We start from the raw sequence: 25,522 nt of genomic DNA on the forward strand, positions 1-25,522 counted from the left end.
CTGCCGATCGTTGGGGGTTGATAGGACTGGTTTCGGCCGTTCGGTCGGACCGGGCCTGACCTGCACCACGTCCGTGCCCCCTCTGCGAAGGCATCCCGCCATGTTCGTGGCGCACATCGCGGACGGCCGAGCCCGCCGGCTGGTCGTCCGGGTCACCGAGAGCGGTGCCCCAGTTCTCGCCGTAGGCGTCCTGCTCGCCGCCCACGTCGGCGCACTGCCGCCCTACGCCGCCGTCGCCGCGGCCGTCGGCATGGTCGCCGCCGCGGCCGCCGCCCGGCTGGTCCGGCTGGCGATCCGACTGCACCGGGGCGGTACCGGCTTCGGCCCGTGCCGGGGCGCCGGATTCCTCGGCTTCGGCCTGATCGCCAGCGCGCTCTCCGCGCTCGCCCTCTTCCTGGCGCCGCCCGGTGCCCGGTCGACGGTGGCGCTCGGCGGGCTGGTGCTGGCGTTCGCCCTCTACCTGCTCGGCATGATGATGCTGCCCGGCGCCGCGAGCACGGTGCCGGTACGACTGCGTCGTGCCTTCGACGGGCTGAGCCTCGGGATCAGTCTCGCCTTCTCCGCCTGGGTGATCCCGCCCCGCGAGCTGCCGCCGCTCGCCATGGTCGCGGCGCTCTTCGCCGTCGTCGGCCTGCCGGTGGTCACCATCACCACGCTGCGGGCGTACGAGCACCGGCGCTCCGCCGCGTTCTGCGGCATCGGCGCCGGACTCGCCGTCTTCGGGCACTCGCTGATCGCGGTACTGATCGCCTACGGCGCGCCGGTGACCGCGCTGCCGCTGGTCGCCATCTCGCTGGTCGCCGGTCCGGCACTGATCGCCGCCGGTGCCCGCCGGGCCAATCCGGTGGCGCAGCCGAACGGCGCGCCGACCGAGCCGCAGACCACCCTGACCGCCTATCCGCTGCTGACCATCCCGGCGATCCTGGCGACGCTCTCCGCGCTCTGGCACCTGGCCACCGTCGGCCACTTCGACTCCACCTCGATCCTGCTGGGCCTGGCCGTGATCCCGACCCTGGTGGTCCGGGAGGTGCTGGTGATGCTGGACATCCGCCGGTACGCCAAGCGGCTGGCCGAGCAGGAGGCGCACTTCCGCTCGCTGGTCTCCGGGGCCAACGACCTGACGATGATCGTCGGCGAGGACCTGCTCATCCGCTGGCAGTCGCCGACCGCGGCCCGGCTCTTCGGGCTCTCCGACGCCGACGTGCGGGGTCGGGCGTTCCCCAACCTGATGCATCCGGACGACGCCGCCGACGTCACCCAGGTACTCACCGATGTGCTCGCCGGGCGTGACGTGCCGACCGGCCGGCCGCAACTGGTCACCGCCCGGCTGCTGGACGGGCACGGCGCCTGGCGGGACACCGAGTCCACGGTCAGCGACCAGCGGGCGGTACCCGAGGTGGCCGCGCTGGTGGTGCACGTCCGGGACGTCAGCGAACGGCAGCGGCTGGAGCGCAAGCTCAACGAGCTGGCCTTCACCGACGAACTCACCGGGCTGGCGAACCGCCGGGAACTGATGCGGACCATCGTGACCCAGCGGGCGGTGCCCGGGCACACCGGCGCGCTGCTGGTGATCGACCTGCACGGCATGTCCGGGATCAACGACTCGCACGGGCGGCAGATGGGCGACGCCGTACTCGCCGAGGCGGGCCGACGGCTCAAGACCGGTGTCGGTGCCGCCGACGTGGTGGCCCGGCTGGGCGGGGACGAGTTCGCGGTGGTGACCGTGGACCGGCCGGTGCTGGCGTACGCGATGGGGACCCGGCTGCTGACCGCGCTGACCGAGCCGTACCCGATGCCCGGCGCGGTGCTCTACCTCGGCACCAGCATCGGCCTGGCCGACCTCTCCGGCGGGGACGGTGTCGACGACGTACTCCGCCGGGCGGACCTGGCCCGGCTGCGGGCCCGGCAGCTCGGTCGCAACCGCGTCGAGTGGTACGACGACGAGCTGGAGGAGCAGTTCACCCGCCGGCTCGACCTGGAGCGCGAGCTGCCCGGTGCGGTGCAGCGGGGCGAGCTGGACCTGGTCTACCAGCCGGTGCTCGACCTCGACGACCAGCAGCCGGTGGGGACCGAGGCGCTGCTGCGCTGGCGGAACCCGGCGCTCGGCACCGTGCTGCCGGCCGAGCTCCTGCCGGTGGCCGAGGACCTGATGCTGGTCGAGGAGCTGGGCCGCTGGGTGCTGGACACCGCCTGCCGGCAGTTGGCCGCCTGGTCGCAGCGGCCCCGACGGCTCTGGATGTCGGTCAACATCTCGTCCCGGGAGCTGACCGCCCCCGAGTTCGTCCGCTGGGTGAGCACCTCGCTGGCCGAGCACCGGATCGAGCCGGACCGGCTGGTGCTGGAGATCGCCGAACCCCGGGGCGGGGTGGACGTGCCGGCGGTGGTGACCCAGCTCGCCGGGTTGCGGGCGCTGGGGGTGCGGACCGCGTTGGACGACTTCGGCAGCGGGCAGGCCTCGCTGGCCCAGCTCCGCCGGCTGCCGGTCGACTTCCTCAAGGTCGACCGGACCCTGGTGACCGAGGGTGGCACCCGGGAGGGCGGAAGCAAGCCCTTCATCGACGTACTGGTCAGTCTCGGCAAGAGGTTCGGCTTGGAGATCATCGCCGAGGGCCTGGAGTCGCCGGGGCAGGTCGAGCAGGCCCGCAGGGCGGGCTGCAAGCTCGGCCAGGGGTACGCACTCTCCCGACCCGCTCCGGCAGAGCGGGTCGAGGCGTACCTGGAGGAGTTCCCGAGCCCGTCCCGCTGACCACCGGACCGGTCAGCCGACGGCCGGGCCGGTCAGCCGGCCGCGTAACCCGGCATCGGGTACGCCGCCAGCAGGTCCCGGACCTCACCGGCGATCCGGTCGAGGGCAGCCTCGTCGTCCTTGATCGCCGCGCTGACCGCCTCGTCCATCCAGGCCGCGACCTGTGGCATCTGCTCCTCGGTCAGGCCCCGGGTGGTCAGCGCCGGTGTGCCGAGCCGGATGCCGGAGGGGTCGAACGGCTTGCGCGGGTCGTACGGCACGGTGTTGTAGTTGAGTTCGATCCCGGCCCGGTCCAGCGCCTGCGCGGCCGGCTTGCCGGCGATGCCCTTGCCGGTCAGGTCGGCGAGGATCAGGTGGTTGTCGGTGCCGCCGGAGGAGAGGGTGAAGCCCCGCTCGACCAGCGCCGCCGCCAGTGCCTTGGCGTTGGCGACGACCTGGTGGGCGTACCGGCGGAACTCCTCGGTGCCGGCCTCCCGCAGCGCGACCGCGATGCCGGCGGTGGTGTGGTTGTGCGGGCCGCCCTGGAGGCCCGGGAAGACGGCCTTGTCGACCGCGGCGGCGTGCTCGGCGGTCGTCATGATCATGGCGCCGCGCGGGCCCCGCAGGGTCTTGTGCGTGGTGGTGGTGATCACGTCGGCGTGCCCGACCGGTGACGGGTGGGCGCCACCGGCGACCAGCCCGGCGATGTGCGCGATGTCGGCGACCAGCACCGCACCGACCTCGCGGGCGATCTCGGCGAAGCCGGCGAAGTCGATGGTGCGCGGCACGGCGGTGCCGCCGCAGAAGATCAGCTTGGGGCGCTCCCGGCGGGCCAGGTCGCGGACCTCGTCGAGGTCGATTCGGCCGGTCTCCGCCGAGACGCCGTAGCGGACCGGGTTGAACCACTTGCCGGTGGCCGAGACCGACCAGCCGTGCGTCAGGTGGCCGCCCATCGGCAGCGCCATCCCGAGCACCGTGTCACCGGGGGAGAGGAACGCCAGGTAGACGGCGAGGTTGGCCGGGGAGCCGGAGTACGGCTGCACGTTGGCGTGGTCGACCCCGAAGAGTTCCCGGGCCCGGGTGACGGCGAGCGTCTCGATCGGGTCGATGAACTGCTGACCCTCGTAGTAGCGGCGGCCGGGGTAGCCCTCGGAGTATTTGTTCGTCAGCACCGTGCCGCTGGCCTCCAGCACGGCCGTCGAGACGTAGTTCTCGGAGGCGATCATCCGCAGCTTGTCGTGCTGCCGGGTCGCCTCGGACTCGATCAGCGTCGCCAACTCCGGGTCGGCGGCGGTCAGGCTGGGAATCGGTGGTACGTGCACGGTGGTCGTCCTCCTGGCTTGGCTCCGCCTCGCCGCCGATGCTATCGGTTGCCCGGCCGTCGCCCGCAGCCGATGCCCCGCGCCCGGAGCCGACCGGTGCCCGGGGCTCAGGGCTGCCGGGGCGGTGCGGTGCTGCCGCGCGGGATGAGGTGCGCGGTCTCGTCCTGGAAGTCGCCGAGCGGCTGCCCGGCGATCGCGGCGAGGAGCCGGCCGGCGGCGTGCGCCCCGTACGCCGGGATGTCCCGGTGCAGCGCGGTCAGCGACGGGTGCACGAGCTGGCAGAGCGGCGAGTCGTCCCAGGCGACGATGGAGACGTCGGTCGGCACGGTCAGCCCCATCTCCTGGGCGACCGAGAGTCCGGCGATCGCCATCACGTCGTTGTCGTACACGATGGCGGTCGGCCGGTCGGCGGAGCTGAGCAGGCGTCGGGTCGCCCGCGCGCCCTCCTCGCCGCTGTAGTCGGACGAGACGGTGACGGTGCGCTCCAGCCCGAGCCGGCGGCAGGCGGTGCCGAACGTCTCGGTGCGGATCTCGGTGTGCAGCAGCCCGGGCAGGCCGCCGACCCGGGCGATCTGGCGGTGGCCGAGCGCGACGAGGTATTCGAGCACCTCGGTCAGGGCCACCGACTCGTCCGACCAGACGTAGTCCGGCCCGCCACGGTCGCCCGGCCCACCGATCACCACCGCCGGCAGGCCCAGCTCGGCCAGCACCGGCAGCCGGCGGTCGTCGATCCGCAGGTCGCAGACGAGTACGCCGTCCACCCGCCGCTCGCCCCACCAGCGCCGGTAGACGGCGATCTCGGCCTCCGGGCTCGCCACCACCTGGAGGGTCAGCGCGTACGACCGGGCGGAGAGTTCCGCCTCGACCCCACTGATCAGCTCCATGAAGAACGGCTCGATGCCGAGGATCCGGGCGGGCCGGCAGAGCGCCAGCCCGACCGCGTTGGCGGTGGCTCCGGAGAGTGCCCGGGCCGCGCTGTTCGGGTTGAAGCCGATCTCCTGGGCGATCGCGAGAATGCGTTGCCGGGTGGCGTCCGAGACGCCGGGCTGCCCGTTGAGGGCGTAGGAGACGGCCCCCTTGGAAACCCCGGCCCGGCGGGCCACATCCGCGATTGTCGGCCGCTTCACCCGGCGCTCCTTCGTCTGCGCCGACCCGAATTCGCAGCGGGCCGGTCGGCTCACCCGCACGCCGGGTCGTGCTGCCGCACGCGCGCAGCAGAGCCCGCGCGGACCACGGGAGTGAACTTTTCCGGTTAAGCATAGCGATGCGGCAATCTTGCCGACAGTGCCGGCCGGCTCGCCGGGCCGGTGGATAGCGCCCCGATATTTCGAGGTCGGGAACGGCGACGAAGGCCCGACCCGGATCGTTCGGCCATCGATTGTCGGCCATTCCTGGCCGAATTGCGGACCGTTGACAGGGCGGAGGGGCGCCCGTACGGTGACGTTACTTATCCGGTTCAGTCGACATCTCTCGATGTCTTGAGCGTGCCTCCCGGTGCGGCGACGGTGCCCTCCACCAGGGACGGCGCGCCGAGGTCGCGGTCGGTCAACCGTATCGTCGCCGACCTGAGGGAAACGGTCGGAGTCGCGACCCGGGGGAACGGTCGGAGTCGCGAGCCGCGAGAAACGGTCGGTCACGACCTGAGGAAGATGAGGTGCCCGTGACGTCCTGGCAGAGCCTGCACGACGGTTGGTCGCTGACCGCGATCGGCAACCCGGACGTTCCGGAGGCGGTCGCGTCCGCGCCGGTCCCGGCCACCGTGCCCGGCTGCGTGCACACCGACCTGCTCGCCGCCGGACTGATCCCGGACCCCTATCTCGACGAGCACGAACTCACGCTCGGCTGGATCGGCCGCACCGACTGGTGCTACCAGACCACCTTCCGGTGGGACGGCGGCGGGGACGCCGACCGGGTCGAGCTGGTCTGCGCCGGCCTCGACACGGTGGCCACGGTCACCCTCAACGACGTCGAGCTGGGCCGCACCGCCAACATGCACCGGAGCTACTCCTTCGACGTCCGTTCGCTGCTGCGGGTCGGCGAGAACGTGCTGCGGGTGCGCTTCGACTCGGCGTACCGGTATGCCGAGGCGGAGCAGCGGCGGCTCGGCGCCCGGCCGAAGGCGTACCCGACGCCGTTCAACTTCATCCGCAAGATGGCCTGCAACTTCGGCTGGGACTGGGGCCCGGAACTCGTCACCGCCGGGATCTGGCAGGAGATCGGGCTGCGGAGCTGGCGGACCGCGCGGCTGGCCGAGGTCCGCCCGCAGGTCACCGTCGCCGGCACCGAGGGCCGGGTCGAGGTACGCGTCGAGGTCGACCGGGCCGCCGACGACGAGCCGCTCACCGTCCGGGCCGCGCTGGCCGGCGAGGTCGCCGAGACGGTGCTCGGGCCCGGGCAGCGCAGTGCCGAGCTGACCGTCACCGTCGCCGACCCGGAGCTGTGGTGGCCCCGGGGGTACGGCGCACAGCCGCGCTATCCGCTCGCCGTCACCCTGCACGCCGGTGACCGGGAGCTGGACGGCTGGCAGCGGAAGGTCGGCTTCCGCTCGGTACGCCTCGACACCGCCGCCGACGAGCACGGCTCGGCGTTCACCGTCGTCGTCAACGACCTGCCGGTCTTCGCCCGGGGCGTGAACTGGATCCCGGACGACTGCTTCCCGCACCGGGTGACCCGGCAGCGCTACGCCGAACGCCTCCGCCAGGCGTGCGACGCGAACGTCAACTTCCTGCGGATCTGGGGCGGTGGCCGGTACGAGTCCGAGGACTTCTACGACCTCGCCGACGAGCTGGGCCTGCTGGTCGGGCAGGACTTCCTCTTCTCCTGCGCCGCGTACCCGGAGGAGGAGCCGTTCCGCACCGAGGTACGCGCCGAGGCGGCCGAGCAGATCGTCCGGCTGGCCAGCCATCCCAGCCTGGTTCTCTGGTTCGGCAACAACGAGAACATCTGGGGCTGGCACGACTGGGGCTGGCAGGAGGAGCTGGCCGACCGCACCTGGGGTGCCGGCTACTACTTCGAGCTGCTGCCCGGCCTGCTGTCCGAACTGGACCCGAGCCGGCCTTACTGGCCGGGCAGCCCGTGGTCCGGGCGGCCGGAGATCCACCCGAACGACCCGGCGCACGGCAGCATGCACATCTGGACGGTCTGGAACCAGCTCGACTACACGCACTACCGGGACTACCTGCCCCGGTTCGTCGCCGAGTTCGGCTGGCAGGGCCCGGCCAGCCATGCCACGCTGCGCCGGGCCATCTCCGACCCGGGCGGGCTGGCCGAGGACTCGGCCGCGATGGCGCACCGGCAGAAGGCCGGCGACGGCCGGCTCAAGCTGGCCCGGGGACTGGCGGCGCACCTGCCGGCGCCGCGTGACTTCGACGACTGGCACTACCTGACCCAGCTCAACCAGGCCCGGGCGATCAGCGTCGGGGTGGAGCACCTGCGGTCGTACCGGCCGATCTGCATGGGCAGCGTCGTCTGGCAGCTCAACGACTGCTGGCCGGTCACCTCGTGGGCCGCCGTCGACGGTGACGGCCGGCGCAAACCCCTCTGGTACGCGCTACGTCGCGCGTACGCCGACCGGCTGCTCACCATCCAGCCGAGGCAGGGCGGGCTGGCCCTGGTCGCGGTGAACGACGGCGGCGCGCCGTGGACCGGTCGGGTGGACGTGACCCGGCTGACCCTGGCCGGCGAGCCGAGGGGCAAGTCGTCGGTCGAGCTGTCCGTGCCGCCGTACTCGGAAATCACCTGGCCGTTGCCGGCGGACGTCGCCGGCCCGGACGACGCGCGCGCCGAGCTGCTGGTCGCCGATCCCGGCGGGGACGGCGAGCGCAGCTTCTGGTTCTTCGCCGAGGATCACGAGCTGGCCTATCCGGCGGCCGACTACGACGCCACCGTCGAACCGTCGCCGGAGGGCGTACGGGTCCGGGTGACCGCCCGGACGATCCTGCGCGACCTGCTGCTCGCCCCGGATCGGCTCGACCCGGCGGCGGAGGTCGACGAGGCGCTGGTCACGCTCTTGCCGGGGGAGTCGACCACCTTCACCGTACGGTCCGCGGCGCGGCTGGACCCGGCGGCGCTCACCGCCCCTCCGGTGCTCCGCTGCGTCAACGACATGGTTCCGCGGCACTGAACCTGGTTCTGCGGCACTGAGCCTGGTTCCGCGGCACTGATCCGTCGCTCTGGTTCCTCGCACTGATCCGCACCCCTGTTCCCGGACACCGCTCCCGGAAGGATCACCACCGCCCATGAAACGCCATGTCCCGCTGCTGCTGGGGCTGGTCGGGCTGCTGCTCGCGGCCTCGCCGGCACCCGCCTCCGCCGCCCCGCCCGGCTCGCCCGACTCCGCCGGCTCCGGCCGGTCCGCCGGGTTCGTCGTCCGCCACGGCGACCAGCTCATGCTCGACGGCAAGCGGTTCCGGTTCGCCGGGACCAACAACTACTACCTGATGTACAAGTCGCGGGCGATGGTGGACGACGTCTTCGCCGACGCGAAGGCGGCCGGGTTCACCGTGCTGCGGCACTGGGGCTTCCTCGACATCGGCACCCCGGGCGGGACCGACTCGGTCGCCGGGCCGGCCGACGGGGTCTACTTCCAGTACTGGGACGGGGCGAAGCCGGCGTACAACGACGGCCCGGACGGGCTGGAACGCCTCGACTACGTCCTCTACGCCGCCCGGCAGGCCGGGATCAAAGTGGTGATCCCGCTGACCAACAACTGGCGCGACTTCGGCGGCATGGACCAGTACGTCCGCTGGCGCGGCGGGCAGTACCACGACGAGTTCTACACCGACCCGGTGATCAGGGGTTGGTACAAGGACTGGATCTCGCACGTGCTGAACCGGACCAACACGCTGACCGGGGTGGCCTACAAGGACGACCCGACGGTGATGACCTGGGAGCTGGGCAACGAGCCGAGGTGCAAGGGCTCGGGCGTCTATCCGACGTCGCCGACCTGCACCCCGGCGGTGTTGACCGCCTGGGCCGACGAGATGACCCGGCACGTCAAGTCGGTCGACCGCCGGCACCTGGCCAGCGTCGGTGACGAGGGCTTCTACTGCGACGACCCGGCCAGTTCCGACTGGACCGTGAACTGTGCCGAGGGCGTCGACTCGGTGGCGCTGACCCGGCTGCCGGCGGTGGACGTGGTCTCGTACCACCTCTATCCCGACCACTGGGGCACGGACGCGGCCTGGGGAGTCGAGTGGATCAAGCGGCACAACCGGGACGCGCGCCGGCTCGGCAAGCCGGTGATGCTCGGCGAGTTCGGCTACGTCGACAAGGCGACCCGGAACCCGGTCTATCAACAGTGGACGGATGCCTTCATCGCCACCGGCGGCACGGGTTTCCTCTACTGGATCCTCTCCGGCATCCAGGACGACGGCACGCCCTATCCGGACTACGACGGCTACACCGTCTACTGCCCGAGCCCGGTCTGCACCACGCTCTCCAACGCGGGCGACGAACTCGTCCGGGGGCAGCGCTCCCGACCGCCGGTCGCCGACGTCGACACCGCCGTCACCGAGTCGGGTACGCCGGTCACCCTGACCCCGGCGACGAACGACATCGCGTACCGGACGACGGTGCGGCCGGCCAGCATCGACCTCGATCCGGCGACGGCCGGGCAACAGCGTACGGTGACCGTCGCCGGGGGCACGTTCGCGCTCGACCCGGTGACCGGGACGGTGACGTTCACTCCGGCGGAGGGCTTCCAGGGCCGGGTGGTCGCCTCGTACACCATCCGCGACCAGGCCGGCCGGGTGTCGAACCCGGCCGAGCTGACGGTGACGGTCAAGCCCGCCCCCGGTGACCCGATCCTGATCGCCTCCTGGGAGAGCGGTGTCGAGGGCTGGGCACCGGGCAACTGGCAGGCCGACGCCGGGACGGTTGCCCAGACGACGGACTTCCACACCCACGGCTCGGCCGGGCTGCGGGTCGCGGCGACCGGTGGCGGCTGGTTCGGGGTGACCCTGCCCGAGCCGGTGGACCTGTCGGCCAAGGCGACGCTCAGGTACGACCTGCGGGTCGACGCGACTGTCGGCACCTCGACCTCCATCGCGGTGCAGACCGGGGAGGGTTGGGCCTGGTGCCAGTCCACCTTCGGCTGGGTGTCGCAGGGCACCGAGACGACGGTGACGGTCGACCTGCTCACCGAGATGTCGTGTGACGCGGCGGCGCTGGCCGACGTACGCGGAATCCTGATCTGGGTAAGCCCGGGCACCCACGACCTGGACCATCTGCGCGCCGAGTGAGCCGAAAGGCGGGGGCCCTTCCTGTCGTGGACAGGAAGGGCCCCCGCGCTGACCACCCTCAGCGGTTGGCGCAGTAGCCCACGCTGACGGTGCTGGCGCCCGGCTTCAGGGTCTTGTTCCAGGCTTCGCCGTGGATCCGGTAGCTGCCGTCACCCTGAACCTGCCGGGCGAAGTTCCAGGCCGTGTAGATTTCGCCGCCGAGCGCGACATAGCCGTACCAGTCGACGGGCTTGTCGGTCCTGTTCGTGGCGACGATTTTCGCGCAGTAGCCGCCGCCGTCGTCCGAGTTCCATTGGGTGAAGTTCTTGACCACGATCTCGACGTTGCCGTCGGCCGGGCCGACCAACCGACCCACTCCCCAACGCGAGGTGGTCTGGTAACCGGTGCCCAACTGGTCGGCCCAGTTCCGGATCGCGGTACGGGTGCCGCCGGTGGCGTCGTTGACCTGGAAGTCCAGGCCGTGGAACGTGCCGAGGCCGCCGTACTCCAGGAGGCTGATCGCCGCCTCGACGGTGTACCCGGTTTCGGTGCGGACCGTCGCGCTGGTCAGCCGACCCCGCTGGAACGCCTCGTCACCGGTACCGAACGAGACGCCGTTCTCCGCGTTGATCCGGATCTGGGTGTCGTCGTAGCGGTAGGGGCCGTTCTTGACGTTGCCTCCGTCGACGTAGATCTCCACCGAGTCCCGGGTCCAGGGGTCGGAGCCGGAGACGTCCACGACCGGGTCGGCGACCTCGGCGAGCACGTAGAGCGTCTGGTCCCGCCACAGGGTACGGACGGTGGCGGTCGCGCCGTCCGTGCCGGAGACCGCCTTCGCGGTGGTGACCGCGCGGGCGTCGGCCCAGGCGGTGTCCACCGCGCCGTCGACCACCGGCGCCGTCCGGGCCTGGGTGACCTCCAGGTACGACAGCTCCTCGACCAGGCCCAGGGTGCCCAGCGCGCCCGGGGCGTTCCAGGCGGCCGTCCGACCGTCGTTGCCGACCCGGACGTCCAGGGTGAGCGTGTCGCCCTCGGCGGCGTCGCTCAGCGGCAGGTGGGCGACGATGTCGTAGCCACCGCTGCGCTCCTTCGCCACGGCGGGCACGTTCCCGCTGCCGTCCCGGGCCACCGTGTACGTCTGGTCGCCCAGCACGAAGCTGACCTGGTCGCCGGCCGAGGCGGCGGCGTCGGAGACGGTGACGAAGGCCGTCAGGTGATCCGGAGCCCAGCGAAGCTGGAACCTCGCCAGGTCCTCCACCGGGTGCAGCGGAAGCTTGCTCCAGGTCAGGTCGGCGGTGGCGGTGTCGGAGAGGGCGACGTCACCGGCGAAGACGTTCGCCGTCCGCAGCCGGACCGGAAGCTCACCGTCCACCGCGCCGTAATACGCCGGCTTGGCCCGGAGGTTGTCGTCGAAGACGAGCGGGGCACCGTTGCCGACCCGCCAGGACCGGCCGTCGGTGAGACCCCAGACGGTGACCACGAACAGGTCGTCCGCGTACTGCCGGAAGATCCGGAACGCGTCCCGGAAGTAGTAGCCCTGCTCGATCAGGTTGGCCTGGGTCACCGGGGTACCCGTGGTGACGTCGAGTTCGGTGACGGCCTGGATCACCGGCAGGTCCGCGAACGCGGCCAGCGCGGCCCCGAGGCTGGCGGTCGGGGTGGACAGGGAGACGTGGAACTGGTGGCCCACCCCGTCGACCGGTACCCCACGGGAGAGCAGCCGCTGCACCAGCGCCTTGTACCGGCCCTGCTTGCCGCTCTGCTCGGTGTTGTAGTCGTTGATGAACAGGGTGACCGGGTCGGTGCCGGCGACTGCGTGGACGTCGTTGAACGCCTCGTCCGCGTACCGGAACGCGAGGTCGATGTACTCCTCGCCCAGGATCCGGTACCACTCGCTGCGGCGCAGGCCGTCGCTGAACTCGCCGCTGTCGGCGACGACCTCGTTGACGACGTCGAAGGCCCGCATCGGGTTGGTGGCGGAGCCGAACGGACCGTACCGGTCACTCAGCGACTCGGCGACGGCGAAGACGTGCGTACGCAGCCGGTCGCGGAGAACCTGCTGGTGCGCCGCCGATGTGCTGAGCGGGGCGCCGGCCTCGTCCTGGAAGAACCAGGCCGGAGTCTGGCTGTGCCAGACGAGTACGTGCCCGTAGAGGCCGAGGTTGTTGGCCCGGGCGAAGTCCATCAGCGCGATCGCCTGGTCGTGCGGGCGGAAGGTGCGCTCCGCGTCGTACCACGCCTCCGGCTTCATGTGGTTCTCCGGCGTGATGTGGTTGAAGTGCCGGGTCAGCAGTTGGGCGGCGGCGCCGACCGTCTCGCGGCTGTCGATCGCGACGCCGACCGGGAAGTCGGTGGTCTCGTGGATCGGCGTGAGATCCTCGATGACCGGCGGCTGCGGCACCCGTACCACGACGTCGTCGAGGAGGAAGTCGCTGGTGTTTCCGGTCTCGCCGTCCTGCCAGCGGGACTCGAAGTAGAGCAGCGCGCTGTCGGCCGCCGGCATCGTGAAGCTGGCGGTCACCTCGGTCCAGCCGGTGTTGGTGATCCCGTCGAACTGGGCGAGCGTGCTGAACGACTGGCTGCCGCCGCTCGTGCTGGCCAGGCTGAGCCAGATCTGGTCGGTCGGCTGTCCCTCGGCGAACCGCAGCCAGGCGCTGAACTCGTAGGTCACGCCGGTCTCGAACACGGTGCTCACGTCGCGTCCGATGCCGGCGCCCTGGTTCACCCGGTTGCTGACCAGGGCCGCAGCCTCGCCGCCGTGCGCGACGTCGGTCAGCCCGACCGTCGGGGCGCCCGGTCCGCCGTCGCGCGGCCCCCAACCGTCGAGCCCGTCCTCGAAGTCGGTGTCGATCACGACCGTGCCGGGTTCCGGCCCGCCCTCCGGGGTGGTGATGCTGATGTCGTCCAGCAGGTATGGCGTGGTCCCCTCGGCCTCGACGTAGAGCGTCGCCGCGGCCAGGCCGGCAGGCATGGTGTAGCTGCCACCGATCCGTACCCAGTTCTCCGCCGTGGTGGGGACGTTGTCGCCGACCCAGGTGTAGGTGTTGTCACCGCCGCCGGCCGGGCTGGCCTCCACGGTGAAGTGGACGCCCGCCGACCCGGCGGTACCGGCCGGAAGTTTCGCCCACGCGCTGATAACGTACGTCGCGCCCGGCTCGAATCTCGCGGCCGCGTCGATCGCCGTACCCTGCCAGTTCGCGGTACGGCCGGTGACCGAAAGGCTATTCGCGCTCTCGTGCCCCTCCGCAGTTATCCCGAGCGTGACGGCTCCGCGCGGCCCCCACGGAGCGTAGGAACCCGACTCGAAATCGTTGGCCAGGACGACCCGGTCCGCAGCCTGGGCGGGAGCGGCGAGCGCGACCGACCCGGCCATGGTGAGCAGTAAGGATGTGACAAAAGCGGTCAATTTTCGAGATGGTTTTGCCGGTCTACGTCCGATGCGCATCAAGGGCTCCCTACCCGGGCGGGACGACGCGATGGCGGTGTCTCCGAATCGCTCCTCGCGAATCCAGTCGCGCGAATGTTAGCCGCGTGACGCGGGCTAGTCGAGATGCCCTGTCCGACCGGTCGGTACCTCTCCACCGGACGGTCGACGGACCGAAAGTTTCGGTGAGCCGGCTGTCGATGTTTCGGAGCAGGGCGGTCGTCGACGGGTGGCAGCCCGGCCGCCGGACGGCGCGGCCTACCCGGTCGGCGGCTCGGTCCGGGCAGGCTCCGTGGTAGCTTCGCTCCCAGCGTCGCGTGCCGGTGGCAGACCGTGTCAGGCATGGAGGCGCCGGACCGAAGGGAATCCGACGTGTCAGTCGTCCCTTCGCCCTCCACCTGTGGGTGAGGGCGAGCAGACCAGGCTGGTGGCCTGGAGTCGAGAGTTGCGCCGCGTCCATGCAAGGCTCCGCGAGGCGTTGCGCGTCACCCGGCAGGCCGTCGCCGACGGCGAACCGGCGGAGCCAGCGACCAGAGACCTGTTGTTGTTCTGTCACGGCTTCTGCACCGCGTTGACCGCGCACCACGAGGGCGAGGACCGGGACCTGTTCCCGGCGATCGCCGAGCAGCATCCCGAGCTGCGGGAGACGCTGCGCTACCTGCGGCAGGACCACTCGATGATCGGGTACCTGCTGACCGGCCTCCAGGCCGCCGTGGCTCGGGGCGCTCCGCCGTCGGAGCTGGAGCGCCATCTGGAGGGCGTGGCTGCCATCATGGAGTCCCATTTCCGGTACGAGGAACGCCAGCTCCTGACGGCGCTGGAGACGCTGGCGCTGGACGCGGACCCCGACGCGGTACTGGGGTCGCTGTGACCACACGCCAGCGTCGCCAACGGTGTAGCGGCTAGTGTCCTGTCGCTGCGGTTGATCGGGTAACCCGGTGGTTCCAGGTATCGCTGAGTGGGCGTCTTCCTGACGTCGGGTTGGGTGCGGGGTGGGGATATCCGCCGAGGAGACTGTCGAGCTGCCCCGCTTGTGCGCCCACCCTCACGGGCTGCCCGAACCCCGGTCTCGCCCGGCCGGTCGACGGTGAACCGCAGCACGCCGTCGGCAACCCCGGCTGCCGGTGCCCCGCCCGTGCACCCAGCTCGACAGTCTCCGCGCCGACCACCCCCGCTCCGCCGCCGGTCGCTCATGTGGTTGCCGGCCCTCCGCGCAGCGATGCCGGTGCCACGTCAGACGGCTGGAACGGTGATCCGGACGGCAGATCACCGAGCAGATCGCAAGGGCTGGAAGACAGGACGAGGCACTAGTCGTCGTCGACCTGGGTGAAGGTGACGCTGTCGGGACGGTACTCGGGGAAGCTGAGGGTGATGACGAGAACATCGTCGACCGTGTCCGGATCCTGAACGCTCCCCAGCGCGTAACCCTGCCAGTTGCTCCAGTTCGTCGGGGTGAACTGGAGCATCACCGGCTGGCTGATCCACCTGCCGGTGCCCCGCATCCTCATCTGGAGAAAGGCCGCCTCGGCCGGCCGGTGACTCAGCCGTACCCGGAAGGAGCCGCCGGTGCCCTCCGGGATCGAGGTCTCGGCGGGCTCGGCGATCACCCTCGGAAGTTCGTCGTCGAGGCTGCCGGCGGCCTGCGCCGGTCCGGCGGGGGCGACCACCGCGACGGCGGCGAGCGCGAGCGCGCCGGCCGCACCGGACAGGCGACGTACGGGAATGACGGGCATCGGAAACCTTTCGGTAGGGAACGGACGTCACGGCGGCACCACCGGAGCCACCGGCGACGCCGATCTGCGTGCCCTACCCCGCGCGGAGCCATAGAAATACTTCCATGTTCTGGGGTTGACCGGAACTTCGACGGTGCAACTGTTGGCGGCGCGGGCGACGGTCCTGGTCGTGGCTGTGGCGATCGCTGGCCGCTCACGTACCGTGCAAGGCGATGCCAGGCTCCAGAAAGGTGCGCCGCCGGTGTGGATCACTTACGCCTTCGTGCTGTTCCTGCTGTGCGTAGCCTTCGTGCCGGTGTTTCTGGTCATGGAAGCGGTCGCCCGCTACGCGCACCGCAAGCTCCCCGTGAGCTACTACCGGGTGCGGGCGGGATGGTTCGCCATCGCTGGGCTGGCCTTCGTCGCGGCCATGCTGGGGGCGGCGCTGGAGGGTGGGAGGACGCGCGACTGGGTCCTGTTCGGCATTCTCGTCGTCTTCCTCGGCGGGATGCTCGCACTGCGGGTCCATTGGTGGCGGCAGGAGCGGCGAAGGCGCTCCCCGCTCCGGCACGACGACACCGCAGGCCCGCTACGTCCGTCCGAGTAGGACGACTGTCGCGCAACGCCCACCTCGCCGGCCATGGTGGCGGCAGGAGGCGAACGGTCTGCCGCCATCGGAGGATCTGCCTGGCGGACTGGACCTGCGGGATTGGATTTGGTCAGGATGTGGCACCGCTCTGCCATTGCGCAGCAAGAGCTTCTGCCTGTGCCAGGAAGTCGTTCAATTGCTGCTCGGACATACCTTCGTCCGCGATCAGCTTGAACAGAAGTTGTCCCTCGATTTCGGTGATCGTGCCGATGTCGAGCCGGTCGACGGTCTCCGCGACATCCGGCGCGTCCAGGTCAAGGGTGGCGCAGATGAGCGCCTCGGCTTCCCTGGCAGGAAGGTCGCGGCCTTCGGACAGGAAGGTGCGAGCGTCTGCAACGAACTGGATGATCTCGTCCATGTTCCTTCGCTGCCCGAAGCGCCGATGAACCGCGAGGTTGAAGGCGAAGCCGATGATCGCGGTGGGAGTTCCCTTGCCCTGACTTTCGAACTCTGCCAGTAGGGCGTCGTATGCCTCCCAATTCTGCTGAAGGATCGACTTGAGAAACCTCGTGTTGTCATCCACTATGGTCACCTTTCCGTTCTGTACGTTCCGCGCTCTTCGTTCTAGCTTTACTGCGAAGTCGGGCGGCCACCTCAGCGCCCTTGATCCCGAGGAGCGCGACAGTGAATGCCGCGAGGAGGGCATCTCCGGCGGACGCATCCTGGGTCTTGGCGGCTCTGATCGCTGGCTGGGGTGACTTGGGGACCGCAACCCCGCCGGAGCCCGTCGCGTCCTTGATGGCCGTTGCGATCTTCTTCGCGTGCTGTAACCCGTCATCGGCGTTCGGGACGGACGCCGTACGGCCGAGCAGCTTCGAAGACAGGGCGCCTTGTCCGGCTGTGGTGGCGAGGATGCGGTCGCCAGAGGCATCGGCTTCTGGGGCTGATGAGCGAGGTGGCAGGGTGCCGGGAGCGATGGCGTTGATGTAGGCGGTGAAGTGCTCGGCAGCCTCGGAGAGCAGACGGGCGGTCTTCCCTGCTTTCTCCCCGGCGGTCCGCGAGTCGACGACCGCCGTACGCATCAACCTGTCGGAGGTTCCCCGGGAAGCCTCGGTGTAAGCCGTGAATGCCTTTTGGGCCTGCTCCTGAGCCCTCTTGGCGGTCACGGCGGTCTCGTCGATCAGACCCAGCACCGTGCGGAACTGCGCCACGACTTCGCCCACGGAGGTGTCGGCCATCAGAGCTTCGCGGCGTACTCGCTCGCAGCGTCGGAACCAGAGCCAAGCAGCTCGGCGACCCGGGACGCCTCTCTCATTGCTTCCTTCAGCTTTTTCAGACCTGCTTCGACCTCGTCGTGCGTGCTGTCATGGGCGGTTGCGGCGGCTGATGTCCGAGCCTGCTCGGCCTGGTCCCGGACTCCCTGCGCCAAAACACTCCCATCCGCGGCGGCCTGCTTGCCTCGGGTGATGGTCGCCTTCACCTGAGTGATATCCACCGGACGCGTCCTCGAAGCCCGCTTAGCCGAGGACGCCGACGTGCTCGCGGGCGGCGGTAGCGCCGCCCTGAATGAGGGTGGCCGCCTCGTGGAGACGCTGCCTACCCCGCTCGGCGCGTTGGATGGCCTGAAAGACCTTGGCGTGGTTGGTGCCGACAGCAACGCCTCGGAGACCGGTGAGGACCTGCTCGGCGGCCTGCGCGAGTGCGGCTTTGACTTCCCCGATGCTGGCCATGTGATCCTCCCCGAGTGCCGGCCGCCGCCGTGGGCGGTGGACGTGAGTCAGCGCGGACGGGCATCGCTGGTGTCACTCCTGCGTGGCCGAACGAACACTATCCGAGATGGTCGAAAGGTGCAGCCCGGTCGATCGCTTGCCAGGGTGTCGGGTCGTGGCAGTCCTACTTCGGGTTGGTCACGAAGACGCCCTTACCCTGGTGGCCTTCGAGAATGCCCTCCGCTTGCAGGATCAGCAGGGCTGAGCGGACGGGCTCGGCGGACACGCCGTACAGCGCAATCAGTTCGCGGAGCGACGGCAGCTTGTCGCCCGGCTTGTACTCACCCGATGCGATCTTGTCGCGGATGTCCTGGGCGATGCGCTGGCGGTCTGAGATTCGGGGCATGGCAACTTCCTGGTAGGCCCCTGCATCTTCTCATGATCGCCAAGGAGGCCTCAAGACTTTGCCTGCTTTGCATGCTTAGCTCTTGTCCTCCCATGCTTTGCATTGTAAGTTGCTCGTGCGGGACGCCTGGTGACGGAAAGCCTGGTAGGCAACCGGCCCTCCGGTTGGGCATCCCTGCTGGCACGGCTAGCGAACTCTCCCTGCTGGCCGTGCCAGCCCTGAGCCACGCCCTGCTGCCGCATGTTGCTCGTGCCTGCGGCGGTGGGGCGGGGTGGCGCCGGCCGGGGTCACCCATCACGTCCTGTGCTCCGAGAGGCTGGTGAGAGGTCATGCGTGCTCTGCTCCGTTGGTTGTTCCGGCGGGAGGGGCGGGACGGGCCGTCGCTGCGGCGGCTCGGCTCGGCGTACCCGTACCCGTACCGGTCGGCGGCGTACCGGCCGTTGTTGCCGTCGCAGGTGCGGCTGCGCCGGTTCACCCCGGTCGGCTTCGGTCGGCGGGGAGTCGATCCGGACGAGGTGACGCAGTTCCTGGATCAGGTCGCCGGTGACCTGGCCAGGGCGTACGCGGAACTGGCCGGTGTCCGAGAGCAGAACGCCCGGATCAAGGACGCGTTGCGGCGCTGGCAGTCCCGGCAGGTGTCGGCGGCGCACGAGCTGGCGCGGCGCTGATGGCCGGGCCTGCGGTGGTGCAGTGCCGGTCGTGTGACGGCCTCTCCTTCACCCTCGACCCGTGCCGCTGCACCTACGGGGGCAACCGCGTTCTGGTCGACGAGAGTGAGTCAGTTCGGCGGGCGGCGGGGGAGGCGTACCAGGACTGCCTGGAGTGTCAGGGGGTCGGCACGGTCGGCCGGCCCTGCCACGACTGCGGGCAGACCGGGCGGCGCCGCGCCCAACTCGTCCTGACGATGGCGAACCTGGACACCGGGGCAGTGGCCTCGGCGAACGTCGTACCGCGAGCGGTGGAACCGGCGCCGTGGCCCGGCGACGGCGGTGGGAGCTGGCATCTGCCCCTCGCCCCGCTTCTCCGCGACCTGGCCGCCGCCGTCGGCGCCGGTTCGTGGACGGATGTTCGCCAACCCGGTGATCAGGACGGGCCGCTCGTCCTCCTGCCCCGCGCCTGGCGGCCGGAGCACTCCGCGTCGGTCCGGGAGGTGCTGGAGGCCGAGGCCATCGCCGGGGAGAACACCGACGCGTGGCGGCTCTATCTCGGCCGAACCGAGGTAGCGCCGCCCCGGGATGCGGCGGTCGAGCTGGGCCGGCTCTGCCGGCTGGCCGATCTGCTCTGCCTGGATCTGGTGGTCGAGGCCCGCCGCCTGATCGCCACGGCCGGCCTGACCTGGGCGATCCGGTTCGAGGTGCCGGGCGGGCCGGTGCCGGCCGAGGCCCAGGGCTACGCCGACGACCTGAGCGAAGCGATCACCACCACGACCGTGCTCGACGCCTGCTACGGCCTGGAGGAGCGCGGCCTGTCCACCCCCGCCCACCACGTGACCCTCGGGCAGCCACCGCCCGAGCCAACCACGATCGACCTGGACCAGCTCGAACGGCGGATCCTCGCCGACTGTCTCGACCTCATCACCGGCGACCCGACCGCCGGGGCGCAGGCGATCTGGCGGAACGGCCGTTGGTGGCACACCAGCCTGCGTACCGCCGGGACCACGGAGACTCTCACCGAGTGGTCGACCGGGCAGATCTACAGCCGGCGCGCGACGACGCTGCGCCGGGGATGGGAGCCGCCGGCACCGTCGTGGCAGGACTCGCCCGTCCCGTACGTCGACTGCCCCGACTGCGACCCGCACAGTCGACTCCGCCGCTGCGACTGCCGACTCGGCACCGACCGTGCCGACCCTGACTGCCCGAAGTGTGCCGGCTCCGGCCGCAGCCCGTCACTGCTGCGCTGCTACACCTGCCGGGGCGCCCGCCGACTCCACTCCGAGGCGGCCATCACGCTCACCGACCTCGCTGGCCGGGTCGTACACCTCAGTTGGCGCACCGACGCGTCCGGCTGGCGTACCGGCGAATTCGCCTGGCACGACGACCCCGCCGGCCGGGCCGGGCCGGCGGGGGAGGAGACCTGGCGGACCGGCCGGCAGGTGTCGGCGCCGCAGGTGGCAACCCACCCCGGCGGCAAGCCGCTGCACCAGCTTCCCGACCAGTTCCGGCTCGCCGGCTGGGCCGACCACTTCGGCGTACGCCCGGAAGACCTGGTCGAACTCGACGGCGGCGGCAGCCTCGACCACAGTCTCCGGGACGGCACCGTCACCCTGCACCACCCCGACGCCGACCCACTGACCGAATACCTGCGCTGGGCCGCCCGGGGCAGACCCGGCGGCCGGCTCTTCGTGCTGGCCCGCCGCCCCGACGTGCCACCCCTGGCCGACCTGGTCCGGCTCGTCCTCGGGCTGCGCCTCACGGTCACGATCACCCTCACCGACCACATCCGCAATGCCGGCGACCTCCGCCTCCTCCAAGGCGAGAGCTGGGACGTCACCGTCAACACCCTCGACCGACTGCCCACCCCGGCCGACCCGCCCACCCACTCCACCCCGGAAGCCGCGACCGCGCACTGCCTCGAATATCTCGAACTCGCCATCGCCGGCAACGTCCCCGCCAACCCCGACCAGCAGATCCCGGTGCCACAGACTCCGACCCCGATCGCGGTCGACGATCCCGTACCCCTGCTCCGCCGGCTCGCCCGCCACCACCCCGGACAACCCGTCGCCGCCCACTACGACAACGCCACCTGCCAGGTCTGGCTTCGCGAGCGCGACGACGTACGCCAGCTTGCCGCCGCGCCCACGCTCCCCGCCGCCATCGGCGCTCTCGGTCTTTGACCGACCCCTATCGGCCGGGCGGGTGCAGTTGCTTCCAGCCGTTCGCCACCGATGAACGGCACCTGTCGGGCTCGTCGCCCATGCCGACGAACAACGCGGTCAGCATGGAGACGCCGTGGTCGAGCGTCTGGCGGGGCAGGGGGCCGTTGGCGACCAGGGAGACCAGTCCATGGCCGATGACCCAGCTCTGGATCGCCACTTCCAGCGGCTCGATCGCGAGGCGGAAGCGGTTGAGGTCTCTGGCCCGCCGGGCGGCTTGAACCAGGCACTCCAGGGTGGCGTCCGCGGCCTTGAGGTCTTCGAGGTCGAAGTTCGCGTCGAACATGACCCGGTACAGGTCGGGGTGCTCCAGGGCGTTGCCGAGGTAGGCGGCGACCAGCGCGGCCAGGTCCTGCACCGGATCCTCGGACGTGGCCACCGTGGCGAACCTGGCCGCCAGGCGGGTGAAGCCCTCCTGGCGCAGGGCCTGCCACAGGCCGTCCATGCCGCCGAAGTAGGTGTAGACGGCCATCGTCGACACACCGGTCCCGGCGACCAGGGAGCGCAGGGTGATGGGCTCGCGGGTCCGGAGCATGTGTGCGGCGCGTTCGATGAGCAGTACCCGGACCGCAGGATCCTTCGTCCTCGCCATGCCATCAGATTACATAACATAGCTCTGCTATGGTTTGGGAGGAGCTGGAGTAGCCGCCGTCTGCACAGACGTTTTCAAGACAAGGAGCCAGCAATGCCCATCACAATGGTGAACCCCGAAGGACTGCCGACGGTCGACCTGTACCGGCAGGTGTCGGTCGCCACCGGTTCCAAGCTGGTTTTCCTCGCGGGCCAGGTCGCCGTTGACGCCGATGGGGCGACGGTGGGGATAGGCGACTACGCCGCCCAGGTCGAACAGTGCTACCTGAACGTCGCCACCGCCCTGAGCGCGGTCGACGCTTCCTTCGACAACGTGGCAAAGCTGACCGTTTACGTCGTCGACTGGACTGCCGACAAAATGCCGCTGCTGATGGAGGGGATCAGCCGGGCAGCGGCGAAGCTGGGAATCGCCCCCGTCCCGCCGTTGACGGGATTGGGTGTCAGCGCGCTTGCCGGCCCCGATCTCCTGGTGGAGGTCGAGGCCGTCGCGGTGGTCGACTGAACGCACGGCGATGAGCCGGCCGGACCGACCGGGCGGGCGCGACGACGTACGCCGGCTTGCGACCGCCCCCCACCCTCCCGGCCGCCATCGGCGCCCTCGCCAACCCACTAACGCCGACGACGATGAGCAGCCGAAAGTCACACTTGACCATGCCGAGCGCGGTCCGGGACGGGGGCGGTGAGAAGATCCCGTGCCTGCCGGCGATTCTCGCTCACAAGGTGGAATCAGCCGTACCCCGACATGTCGCTACCCACGGCGACATTATGAGTTTGACGTGGCCGCGGCGGTGTGGGCGATCCGAGGGGCGCCCGACGCGCCGCCGTGAACCGGCCGCGGGTGCAACGCCGAGGAGCATACGTGTCGGTAGAGGACAAGCTAGAGTCGATCTTCACGTCGGTGGTGCGGCGCAACCCTGGTGAGAGCGAGTTCCACCAGTCGGTGCGGGAGGTGCTCGACAGCGTCGTTCCCGCCCTGATCAGCCACCCCGAGTACGCCGAAGCGAAGATCATCGAGCGGATCTGCGAGCCGGAGCGGCAGATCATCTTCCGGGTGCCGTGGGAGGACGATCGCGGCGAGGTGCACATCAACCGTGGCTTCCGGGTGGAGTTCAACAGCGCGCTGGGCCCGTACAAGGGAGGTCTTCGCTTCCACCCGTCGGTCTATCTGGGGATCGTGAAGTTTCTCGGGTTCGAACAACTGTTCAAGAACGCGTTGACCGGGATGCCGATCGGCGGCGGCAAGGGCGGGTCGGACTTCGACCCCAAAGGCCGCTCCGATCGGGAGGTGATGCGGTTCTGTCAATCGTTCATGACCGAGCTGTACCGGCACATCGGCGAGTACACGGACGTGCCGGCCGGCGACATCGGAGTCGGTGGCCGGGAGATCGGCTACCTGTTCGGGCAGTACAAGCGGATCACCAACCGGTACGAGTCCGGGGTGCTGACCGGCAAGGGCCTCAGCTACGGCGGTGCCCAGGTGCGCCGGGAGGCCACCGGCTACGGGGCGGTGTTCTTCGCCGAGGAGATGCTCCGGGTCGACGGCGGCGACAGCTTCGACGGAAAACGGGTGGTGGTCTCCGGCTCGGGCAACGTGGCGATCTACGCGATCGAGAAGGTGCACCAGCTCGGCGGCACCGTGGTGGCCTGCTCGGACTCCTCCGGCTACATCCACGACGAGAAGGGCATCAACGTCGAGGTGCTCAAGCAGGTCAAGGAGGTCCGCCGGGCACGGATCGACGAGTACGTCGAGGCCCGGCCGCACGCCACGTTCGTCGCCGGTCGCCCGGTCTGGGAGGTGCCCTGCCAGGTGGCGATCCCCTGCGCGACGCAGAACGAACTCACCGCCGCCGACGCGCTCACCCTGATCACGGGTGGCTGCACCATCGTGGTGGAGGGGGCCAACATGCCCACCACGCCGGAGGCGGTGCGCGCCTTCACCAAGGCCGGGGTGCGGTTCGCGCCCGGTAAGGCGGCCAACGCCGGTGGAGTCGCGGCCAGCGCGCTGGAGATGCAGCAGAACGCCAGTCGCGACTCGTGGACCTTCGCCCACTCCGAGCAGCGACTGCGGGAGATCATGGGGACCATCCACGACCGCTGCTACGCCACCGCCGAGGAGTACGGCATGCCGGGCAATTACGTCGCGGGAGCCAACATCGACGCCTTCCGGCTCGTCGCCGAGGCCATGCTCGCCCACGGGCTCATCTGAGCCTCCGGCGTCGTCGTCGATTCGGGCGGGGTACACCCGAGTACATCGGGCATCACCGGTCCGGCGGCGTGCTCCGATTCGTCCTCGTCCTCGTTCTCGTGCTCGTAGCCGTAGCCGTAGCCGTCGTCGTCGTCGTTGCGGCGGCCGGCCGGGGTGGCGTAGGCGCCGCCGCCGGCCCGGGGCTCGGGCGGGCGGCGGTCGGTCCGGTGTCCGGTGCGCTGGTGGGCACGGTGTGTGGTGCGGTGGCGTCGCGTCGGGTCGCCAGCACCGAGCCGCCGAGGATCAGCGTGAACGCGGCGACGACCGGGACGGTGAGCGGCTCGTCGAGCAGCAGTACTCCGGCGATGACCGCCACTGCCGGATTCACGTACGTGAAGACCAGTGCCCGGGTGACGCCGACCTCGCGGATCAGGGCGGCGAAGATGACGAACGCCGCCGCCGTGCAGACCACGGCCAACCCGGCGAGGGCGGCCAGTACCCGGCCGGTGGGCAGCGCCTCCGGCCAGGTCAACACTGCCGGTGTGGCGTACACCAGGGCGGCTCCGCCGAGGCAGACGGCGGTCAACGGCAGCACCGGTACGTCGGCCAGCCGCCGCGCCAGGATCAGCGGTGCGATCCCGTAGCAGAGGGCGGCGAGCAGCACCTCGACGATCGAGCGCACGTCTCCGCCGCGCAGGCCGGGCGCGGCCAGCACCGCCACCCCGGCGAGTCCGACCCCCAGACCCGCCCAGCGCCGCCCGCCGAGCCGCTCGACGTCACCGGCCAGCCGCCCGGCCAGCACGGCGATGATCGGCGACGCGGCGATCAGCAGCCCGGTCATCGAGCTGCTGATCTGCCGTTCGGCGTCGGTGAGCAGCCACCACGGGACGATGATCTCAAGCGCTGCGAAGGCGGCCAGCGGGCGCCGGTGCCGGTGCAGTCCCCGGAGACCCCGGGCACCGCGCACGGCCAGCGGCAGCAGTACGGCGGCGCCCACCGCCGTCCGGACGAAGACCAGCACCGGCACCGGTACGCCGCCCTCCACGGCTACCTTGATCAACAGATACGGAATGCCCCAGATCACGCTCATCAGGGCGAAGAGCAACCAACCCCGCCTGGTCACCGCACCCTCCTCAGTGGAATTCCGGGTCCCGGGTGCGGGTCCGCTTCAGTTCGAAGAAGCCGTCGGTTCCGGCCACCAGCAGCACACCGTCCCAGAGCCGACCGGCCGCGGCACCGCGCGGGATCGGCGTCACCACCGGGCCGAAGAACGCGATCCGCCGGCCGTCCGGCCCGGGTACGTGGATCACCGGCGTACCGACCTCCTCCCCGACCGGCTCCATCCCGGCCAGGTGGCTGCGCCGGAGTTCCTCGTCGTACTCGGTCGAGTCGGCGGCGTCGGCAAGCTCGATCCCGAGCCCCAGCTCGGTGAGCGCGTCGACGTACAGGTCCCGGCCGATCGGCACCCGGTCGTGATGGTGCCGGGTGCCGAGGGCGGTGTAGAGCGGACCGAGCACCTCCGGTCCGTACTTCCGCTCGGCGGCGACGGCCACCCGGACCGGCCCCCAGCCGACCTCGAAGAGGTCCCGGTACCGCTGCGGCAGGTCCGTCCGGCCCTCGTTGAGGACCGACAGGCTCATCACGTGGAACCGCAGCTCGATCTCCCGCACCTGCTGGACCTCCAGCAGCCAGCGTGAGGTGATCCAGGCCCACGGGCAGATCGGATCGAACCACATGTCGACGGAGGTCGGCATCATCGAGATCCC

At 70.6% G+C, this 25,522-nt stretch carries 21 protein-coding genes; 9 read left to right on the forward strand and 12 right to left on the reverse strand.

All coding sequences use genetic code 11. The annotated features are described in order from the left end of the window. The first annotated feature begins 100 nt into the window (after positions 1 to 100). Positions 101 to 2,746, forward strand: coding sequence for a bifunctional diguanylate cyclase/phosphodiesterase (locus C6W10_RS13270; protein ID WP_107258339.1), 2,646 nt, complete (start codon positions 101 to 103; stop codon positions 2,744 to 2,746). Between the two features lie 32 nt (positions 2,747 to 2,778). Here the strand turns inward: C6W10_RS13270 and glyA are convergent, their stop codons facing one another. Beyond that, the gene (glyA, locus tag C6W10_RS13275; protein ID WP_107258340.1) at positions 2,779 to 4,047 is read right to left on the reverse strand and encodes a serine hydroxymethyltransferase; all 1,269 of its coding nucleotides are present in this window, start codon (positions 4,045 to 4,047) and stop codon (positions 2,779 to 2,781) included. Positions 4,048 to 4,154: 107 nt separating this feature from the next. After that, a complete protein-coding gene (locus C6W10_RS13280; protein ID WP_107263914.1) occupies positions 4,155 to 5,174 on the reverse strand; it encodes a LacI family DNA-binding transcriptional regulator in 1,020 nt (339 codons plus the stop codon). 533 nt (positions 5,175 to 5,707) lie between these two features. Here C6W10_RS13280 and C6W10_RS13285 point away from each other — a divergent pair. Beyond that, the gene (locus tag C6W10_RS13285; RefSeq protein WP_107258341.1) at positions 5,708 to 8,170 is read left to right on the forward strand and encodes a glycoside hydrolase family 2 protein; all 2,463 of its coding nucleotides are present in this window, start codon (positions 5,708 to 5,710) and stop codon (positions 8,168 to 8,170) included. Positions 8,171 to 8,285: 115 nt separating this feature from the next. Next, positions 8,286 to 10,289, forward strand: coding sequence for a cellulase family glycosylhydrolase (locus tag C6W10_RS13290; RefSeq protein WP_107258342.1), 2,004 nt, complete (start codon positions 8,286 to 8,288; stop codon positions 10,287 to 10,289). Between the two features lie 58 nt (positions 10,290 to 10,347). Here C6W10_RS13290 and C6W10_RS13295 read toward each other — a convergent pair whose 3' ends face one another. Beyond that, entirely contained in the window at positions 10,348 to 13,641 is a 3,294-nt protein-coding gene (locus C6W10_RS13295; protein WP_159104569.1) for an endo-1,4-beta-xylanase, read from the reverse strand. A gap of 451 nt (positions 13,642 to 14,092) precedes the next feature. On the opposite strand from C6W10_RS13295, the gene C6W10_RS13300 reads away from it, so the two are divergent. Next, a complete protein-coding gene (locus tag C6W10_RS13300) occupies positions 14,093 to 14,563 on the forward strand; it encodes a hemerythrin domain-containing protein (RefSeq protein ID WP_107258344.1) in 471 nt (156 codons plus the stop codon). 436 nt (positions 14,564 to 14,999) lie between these two features. Here C6W10_RS13300 and C6W10_RS13305 read toward each other — a convergent pair whose 3' ends face one another. After that, on the reverse strand, positions 15,000 to 15,425 hold the full coding sequence (locus C6W10_RS13305) for a hypothetical protein (RefSeq protein WP_107258345.1): 426 nt from the start codon (positions 15,423 to 15,425) through the stop codon (positions 15,000 to 15,002). Between the two features lie 115 nt (positions 15,426 to 15,540). Between C6W10_RS13305 and C6W10_RS13310 the strand changes: the two genes are divergently transcribed. Next, on the forward strand, positions 15,541 to 16,011 hold the full coding sequence (locus C6W10_RS13310) for a hypothetical protein (protein ID WP_159104570.1): 471 nt from the start codon (positions 15,541 to 15,543) through the stop codon (positions 16,009 to 16,011). Between the two features lie 112 nt (positions 16,012 to 16,123). Here C6W10_RS13310 and C6W10_RS13315 read toward each other — a convergent pair whose 3' ends face one another. From C6W10_RS13315 to C6W10_RS13335, 5 genes are all read right to left on the reverse strand, one after another. Next, positions 16,124 to 16,576, reverse strand: coding sequence for a hypothetical protein (locus tag C6W10_RS13315; protein WP_107258347.1), 453 nt, complete (start codon positions 16,574 to 16,576; stop codon positions 16,124 to 16,126). Further along, positions 16,569 to 17,231, reverse strand: a complete 663-nt coding sequence (locus C6W10_RS13320; RefSeq protein ID WP_107258348.1) for a hypothetical protein — start codon at positions 17,229 to 17,231, stop codon at positions 16,569 to 16,571. The genes C6W10_RS13315 and C6W10_RS13320 overlap by 8 nt, the downstream gene beginning before the upstream one ends. Beyond that, positions 17,231 to 17,488, reverse strand: coding sequence for a hypothetical protein (locus C6W10_RS13325; RefSeq protein WP_107258349.1), 258 nt, complete (start codon positions 17,486 to 17,488; stop codon positions 17,231 to 17,233). Before C6W10_RS13325 ends, C6W10_RS13320 begins: the two co-directional genes overlap by 1 nt. A gap of 22 nt (positions 17,489 to 17,510) precedes the next feature. Continuing rightward, positions 17,511 to 17,723: a hypothetical protein gene (locus C6W10_RS13330; RefSeq protein WP_107258350.1), complete on the reverse strand. Its 213-nt coding sequence runs from the start codon at positions 17,721 to 17,723 to the stop codon at positions 17,511 to 17,513. A gap of 163 nt (positions 17,724 to 17,886) precedes the next feature. Then, positions 17,887 to 18,108: a winged helix-turn-helix domain-containing protein gene (locus tag C6W10_RS13335; RefSeq protein ID WP_107258351.1), complete on the reverse strand. Its 222-nt coding sequence runs from the start codon at positions 18,106 to 18,108 to the stop codon at positions 17,887 to 17,889. Between the two features lie 329 nt (positions 18,109 to 18,437). Here C6W10_RS13335 and C6W10_RS13340 point away from each other — a divergent pair, with 329 nt between their 5' ends. Continuing rightward, on the forward strand, positions 18,438 to 18,776 hold the full coding sequence (locus tag C6W10_RS13340) for a DivIVA domain-containing protein (RefSeq protein WP_107258352.1): 339 nt from the start codon (positions 18,438 to 18,440) through the stop codon (positions 18,774 to 18,776). Continuing rightward, positions 18,776 to 20,941 (forward strand): hypothetical protein, encoded by a 2,166-nt coding sequence (locus C6W10_RS13345; protein WP_107258353.1) that lies wholly within the window; start codon positions 18,776 to 18,778, stop codon positions 20,939 to 20,941. Before C6W10_RS13340 ends, C6W10_RS13345 begins: the two co-directional genes overlap by 1 nt. 7 nt (positions 20,942 to 20,948) lie before the next feature. On the opposite strand, the gene C6W10_RS13350 is transcribed toward C6W10_RS13345, so the two are convergent. Beyond that, a complete protein-coding gene (locus C6W10_RS13350; RefSeq protein WP_107258354.1) occupies positions 20,949 to 21,572 on the reverse strand; it encodes a TetR/AcrR family transcriptional regulator in 624 nt (207 codons plus the stop codon). 93 nt (positions 21,573 to 21,665) lie between these two features. On the opposite strand from C6W10_RS13350, the gene C6W10_RS13355 reads away from it, so the two are divergent. Both C6W10_RS13355 and gdhA read left to right on the forward strand, forming a co-directional pair. Then, complete coding sequence (locus tag C6W10_RS13355; protein WP_107258355.1) at positions 21,666 to 22,073, forward strand: RidA family protein; 408 nt, start codon at positions 21,666 to 21,668, stop codon at positions 22,071 to 22,073. Positions 22,074 to 22,430: 357 nt separating this feature from the next. Next, a complete protein-coding gene (gene gdhA / locus C6W10_RS13360) occupies positions 22,431 to 23,777 on the forward strand; it encodes an NADP-specific glutamate dehydrogenase (RefSeq protein WP_107258356.1) in 1,347 nt (448 codons plus the stop codon). A 52-nt stretch (positions 23,778 to 23,829) separates the two neighbouring features. On the opposite strand, the gene C6W10_RS13365 is transcribed toward gdhA, so the two are convergent. Next, the gene (locus tag C6W10_RS13365) at positions 23,830 to 24,879 is read right to left on the reverse strand and encodes a DMT family transporter (RefSeq protein WP_107258357.1); all 1,050 of its coding nucleotides are present in this window, start codon (positions 24,877 to 24,879) and stop codon (positions 23,830 to 23,832) included. Between the two features lie 10 nt (positions 24,880 to 24,889). Beyond that, the gene (locus C6W10_RS13370; RefSeq protein WP_107258358.1) at positions 24,890 to 25,513 is read right to left on the reverse strand and encodes a disulfide bond formation protein DsbA; all 624 of its coding nucleotides are present in this window, start codon (positions 25,511 to 25,513) and stop codon (positions 24,890 to 24,892) included. Positions 25,514 to 25,522: the final 9 nt, after the last annotated feature.

This window comes from Plantactinospora sp. BB1 (assembly GCF_003030385.1).
Taxonomy (GTDB): Bacteria; Actinomycetota; Actinomycetes; order Mycobacteriales; family Micromonosporaceae; genus Plantactinospora.